The following is a 5,472-nucleotide window of genomic DNA, read 5'->3' as shown; positions in this document are numbered from 1 at the left end:
TTGAGTTGTTGCTGGTATGGCTGGCGCGGCGACTGCTGATCGAACGTCAAGACGGCGTCTCCGTGCAAAGCAGGGCGGAGACGCATGTCCGGCGTTTCAGGCAGTTGGTGGAGACGGGATTTCGGGAGCAGCGCCCGCTCGACCGCTATGCGCAGGAGCTTGGCATAACGACGACCCAGCTCAACCGGGTCTGCCGGACCGTTTTGGGCAAGTCGGCGTTGACGGTGATCCACGACCGCTTGGCTTTGGAAGCCAGGCGTGCCCTGGTCTACACGTCCATGTCGGTGGCCGAGGTCGGGTATGCCCTGGGCTTCTCCGATCCCTCGTACTTCACTCGGTTCTTCGTCCGGGCGGCAAAGACCGCGCCGTCCGAATTCCGCCGCAGCCAGCGGGAGCGGCTGCGGCGGAATTCGTAAGGTGCCGGCAGAACACCTTTACGCAGACCGCCTTTACTGTGCGGCGGCCTGCTGAACGATGCGGTTCTGTTCGCGGGTCTTCAGGAACTGCACTTTCGGGAAATCTTCCTGGGTGCGGTTCATATGCCACGTGTTGCGCGACAGGAAAACCAGCGCGCCGTCGTGGTCCTCGGCAAGGTTCGCCCGGTTGCTGTCGACGAAACGCTTCATCTCCAGCGGGTCGTCGCATTCGATCCAGCGCGCCGCATCGACGGACGCCGTCTCGAACCGTGCGGCAATGCCGTACTCGGCCTCGATCCGAGCCGCCAGCACTTCGAACTGAAGCTGCCCGACGACACCGACCAGCCAATCGGAACCGAGCATCGGCTTGAAGACCTGACTGGCCCCTTCCTCCGCGAAATGCTCCAGCGCCTTCCGCAGATGCTTGACCCTCATCGGATCGTCCAGCCGCACGCGCTGCAACAGTTCGGGCGCGAAGCTCGGCACGCCGGTGAACCGCAGCTCTTCGCCCTCGGTCAGCGTGTCGCCGATCCGCAGGCTGCCGTGGTTCGGAATGCCGATGATGTCGCCCGGCCACGCGTCCTCCGCCAACTCGCGGTCGCGCGCCAGGAACAGCACGGCGTTGTTGACGGCAAGCTGCTTGCCCGACCGCATATGCTTCAGCTTCACGCCGCGCCGGAAGTGGCCGGAGCACAGGCGGAAGAAGGCGATGCGGTCCCGGTGGTTCGGGTCCATGTTGGCCTGGACCTTGAACACGAAGCCGGTGACCTTGGCCTCATCCGGCTCTACCAGACGGCCGTCGGCCGGCTGCGGACGCGGGGGAGGAGCCAGCTCACCAAGGCCCTTCAGCAATTCCTGGACGCCGAAATTGTTGATGGCGCTGCCGAAGAAGACCGGAGTCAAATGCCCGGCCCGGTAGGACTCGAGGTCGAACTCCGGACACAGCCCACGCGCCATCTCGACCTCCTCGCGGAGGGTCGCGACGGCATGGGCCGGCAGAAGCTCGTCCAGCCGGGGATCGTCCAGTCCTTCGCACTTGATGCCTTCGCTCGCCACGTCGCCCTGGGTCTTGTCCATCAGGACAAGCTGGTCCTTGAGCAGATCGTAGCAGCCGAGGAAGCCGCGGCCCGAGCCGATCGGCCAGCTTGCCGGCGTCACGTCGATGGCAAGCGTGTCCTCGATCTCGCTGATCAACTCGAACGGATCGCGGGCTTCGCGGTCCATCTTGTTGACGAACGTGATGATCGGCACGTCACGCAGACGGCAGACCTCGAACAGCTTCCGCGTCTGGCTCTCGATGCCTTTCGCGGCATCGATCACCATGACGGCGCTGTCGACGGCTGTCAGCGTACGATAGGTGTCTTCGGAAAAGTCCTCGTGGCCTGGAGTGTCCACGAGGTTGAAGGTCCGGTCGGCATAGTCGAAGTTCATCACGGACGCGGTCACCGAGATGCCGCGTTCGCGTTCGACCTTCATCCAGTCCGACCGGGCGCGCCGCTGCTCGCCGCGCGCCTTCACAGCACCCGCGAGCTGGATGGCACCGCCGAACAGAAGCAGCTTTTCGGTCAGTGTCGTCTTCCCGGCGTCCGGGTGCGCGATAATCGCGAAGGTCCGGCGCCGGGAGACGGCTTCTTGCAGATCACTCATGCGATCCTCCGCCTGTCGTCTCCCAACTTAAACCTTCAGGCCTTAGCTGGCCGAGGAATAACCCCGGCGGCCGCCGCCCGTCGAACGGTCGCGATCACGGTCGCGACGGGCCGGATTGAAACCGCCGCGCTCACCGTGCGGACGGTCGCCGCCGCCACGATGCTCGGCCGGACGGCCGTCGGCATGACGATGCTCGGTATGGGGCCGGTCACCGCTGCGCTCGGCATCCGGACGGCGGGGACCGCCGCCGAAGCCGCCGGGACGGCCACCGGGAGCACCCTGCCCACCGCCGCGATACGGACGCTTGGCGTAACCGCCGGGGGCGGAGGCGCCGCGCGGACGCTCGGACGGCTCGAGGCCGGCGATGGTGTGGTTGGTCAGCGCCTTGCCGATGTAGTTCTCGATCGCCTTGACCTGCTTCCAGTCGTTCCGGGTGAAGAACGAGTAGGCGGTGCCGCTGGCGCCGGCCCGGCCGGTGCGGCCGATACGGTGCAGGTAGTCTTCCGCGATCTTCGGCAGGTCGAAGTTGATGACCTGGGTGATGTCGGAGATGTCGATACCACGGGCCGCGACATCGGTGGCGATCAGCAGGCGGATACGGCCGCGACGCAGGTCGTCGATCGTACGGTTACGCTGATGCTGCTTCATGTCGCCATGAAGAGCGCCGGCGGCATGGCCCTTGGCGCACAGCTCCTCGGCCAGACGGTCGGCATCGCGCTTGGTGGCGGCGAAGACGATGGTCTTGCCCTCGGCATCGGTCGAGACGAGGTGATCGAGCAAGCGATGCTTGTGGCCGAGGTCGTCGGCGCGCAGCAGGCGCTGGTCGATCGTATCCAGGCTGACCTGCTTGCCGGCGATGTCGATTCGCTCCGGGTTCTTCAGCAGACGGGCGGCAAGGCGCTCCATCGGGCCGTCGCAGGTGGCGGTGAACATCAACGTCTGGCGGGTCGCTGGGCAGGCGGCGGCGATCTGCTCGACCGGCTCGATGAAGCCCATGTCCAACATGCGGTCGGCTTCGTCCAGCACCAGCAGCTCGAGGCCGCTGAGGTTGACGCGTCCGCGCTCCAGGTGGTCGATCAGCCGGCCCGGCGTGGCGACGATCAGGTCGACGCGGCGTTCCAGCATGCGGAGCTGTTCACGGTACGGCATGCCGCCCAGGATCACGCCGGTCTGGACGCGGTCGAACTTGGAATACTTGCGGACGGCGTCCAGGATCTGGGTCGCCAGTTCGCGGGTCGGGGACAGGATCAGGACGCGCGGCCCGAAATTGCCGGGGGTGCGCGGGGTCTTCAGCTTTTGCAGGGCCGGCAGCACGAAGGCTGCGGTCTTGCCGGTTCCGGTATTGGCCGACGCAACCAGATCCCGTCCAGCCATCGCCAGGGGAATAGCCTTTTCCTGGATCGGAGTCGGCTCGTTGTAGCCAGCGGCTTCAACTGCCTGGAGAAGGGTCGGGTGCAGGTCGAGTTCAGCGAAAGTCATGGTCAAAAAGGTCATCCTCGGTACGTGTTTCCCTCAAGCGGGGCACACGGCCGCCGCTTTGGGACAAGACAAAGGCAACGCTCTCACCGGAAGGACCGATGATGAACGTCGCGCGTAACGAGCGGCTGCTTTCGGAAAATGAGCGAGCGGGTCAATCGGGCGAAAGTCGCGTCCGAAGGTCCGCAATACAATATCCGCAAGGCACGAGGGGCCGAAATGCGGATACGGCACCATGCCGACCGTCGGGGGCCCAAGCCACTCAACAAGGGCTTAGATAGCATCTCCTTCAGAAATTACCAGAGATGATTTCCAGTAAATCCGCGCCCGCGACAAGCTGGCATACCTCGAAGGCCATTACCGCCGGGATTACCACCAGAATAGGCCGGGTTACGAACCCAGGAGATCGCGGAGGGATTCCGGCGGGATCGACGTAGGGGAGCCGACCGCCGCCGCCGCCCAAAGCGCTCCCACGCCGAGCGCTTCCTGGATCGGCTTTTGGCCTAGCAGGCCATGGATCAGACCGGCGATGAAAACATCGCCGGCGCCCGTGCTGTCCACCACGTCGGCCGGCACGGCGGAAACGTTGACGACGCCGGTCGGGCCGTAGGCGGTGGCGCCTCGGGCACCGTCGGTCACGACCATCCACCGCAGTGCGTCACCGGCAAGGCCCTGGGCATAAGCCAGGGGATCGGCAAGCTCCCGCTCGCTCATATGCGCCGCCGAGTTGACAAGGACGTGGGCCGGCCAGTCGCCGGTCCCTGGGGGCGGCGCGTGGGACACGACGAGGCAGCGGTCGAGACGCCCCCGCATCAGGCCGGCCACTGCCGTACTGTAGGTCTTTATATAGAGCGCATCGGCTGGCTCGTCCGCATCCGGCAGCGGCGGAGCGTCGGAGGCCTGCGCCGTTCCCCGGATGATGGTGCGCTCTCCGTCCGGGTCGAGCAGGACCATGACCGGCGGCGACGGCTCGTCAAGCCGGCGCACGCGCGACGTGTCGGCGCCGAAGCCGGCGAGTTGCGACAGCATGCCGTCACCCGCCGCATCGCCGCCGACTTCGGCGAACAGGCTGACGTCGTGCCCGGCAAGACAGAGCGCCACCCCGGTGTTGGCCCCGCCGCCGCCCAGCCGTCCGGGCTGGAACCGGCCTTTCAACTGGGCGCCGCTGCTGACGGGACCATCGAGCCTGACGACGATGTCGAAGTTGATGCGGGCGACGATCTGAATTTTGGCCATGACGAAGGACTCAAGAAAACTGTTCACGAGGGGGCTTAGCCGGGTGATGATCGATGTTCCGGCCGGTACCGGACGACTTCACTCGATTTTCGAAAGGTGGGTCACCAATTGGGAAGGATGGCGCAGTGTATTCCTGTACGCATTTCCAATCCACCGCCACTCTGGCGGCCCCTTCTGACCCATTGCCGGTCCATCATGAGGGACCTGGGCGCGCCGGCCGTCCTGATCGACGGTTGCCTGCGTGATACGCCCTTCGGGCCGAGGATCATCGCCACTCTGGACCTTCCGCCCCAGATGGGCAAGACCGCCCTGTCACGGCATCCGGCCTATCGGCTCGTGATGAGGGACGCGGCTGGAATGGTCGCGTACTCCCGCATGGTGGCTCATGGCGCCAGCGGTATCGACCCGATCACCGCCAGCCGGGAGCAGGAGGAGGTGATGTGGCAGGTGATCGTGCTACCGGCGGGAGTGGTGCTGATCGCCCGGACGGAACAGGCCGATTTTGGCCCGTTCCTGCTGGAGGAAAGCGATCCGGACGAGCGGCGGATCGATCTGGTCAACCTGCAACTGGGCTTCGCGGTGGAGAAGGGTGCCGACAATGTCCGGCACGCATAGCCGCCTGAAGCTGGTCGGGCTTAGCGAAGGCGATCATGCTGTAGGTCGGTCTAGAGCGAAGCGGCAGCCGACATAGACGCGT

5 protein-coding genes are annotated in these 5,472 nt (G+C 65.5%); 2 read left to right on the top strand and 3 right to left on the bottom strand.

The features are described 5' to 3' along the window. Positions 1 to 416, top strand: a 416-nt coding sequence (locus tag AC5JJ6_RS39570) for a helix-turn-helix domain-containing protein (protein ID WP_496047301.1), incomplete at its 5' end; no start/stop codon positions are given. Positions 417 to 449: 33 nt separating this feature from the next. Here AC5JJ6_RS39570 and AC5JJ6_RS39565 read toward each other — a convergent pair. The 3 genes from AC5JJ6_RS39565 to AC5JJ6_RS39555 form a co-directional block, all read right to left on the bottom strand. Beyond that, positions 450 to 2,063, bottom strand: a complete 1,614-nt coding sequence (locus AC5JJ6_RS39565; RefSeq protein ID WP_496047300.1) for a peptide chain release factor 3 — start codon at positions 2,061 to 2,063, stop codon at positions 450 to 452. Positions 2,064 to 2,105: 42 nt separating this feature from the next. Then, positions 2,106 to 3,542 (bottom strand): DEAD/DEAH box helicase, encoded by a 1,437-nt coding sequence (locus AC5JJ6_RS39560; protein ID WP_496047302.1) that lies wholly within the window; start codon positions 3,540 to 3,542, stop codon positions 2,106 to 2,108. 387 nt (positions 3,543 to 3,929) lie between these two features. After that, positions 3,930 to 4,775, bottom strand: a complete 846-nt coding sequence (locus AC5JJ6_RS39555; protein WP_496047299.1) for a PfkB family carbohydrate kinase — start codon at positions 4,773 to 4,775, stop codon at positions 3,930 to 3,932. 195 nt (positions 4,776 to 4,970) lie between these two features. Here AC5JJ6_RS39555 and AC5JJ6_RS39550 point away from each other — a divergent pair, with 195 nt between their 5' ends. Beyond that, complete coding sequence (locus tag AC5JJ6_RS39550) at positions 4,971 to 5,390, top strand: hypothetical protein (protein WP_496047298.1); 420 nt, start codon at positions 4,971 to 4,973, stop codon at positions 5,388 to 5,390. Positions 5,391 to 5,472 lie beyond the last annotated feature (82 nt).

Source organism: Skermanella sp. (genome assembly GCF_059503625.1).
Note: the sequence above shows the minus strand (reverse complement) of the source record. Positions and strands in the feature narration are given on the sequence as shown.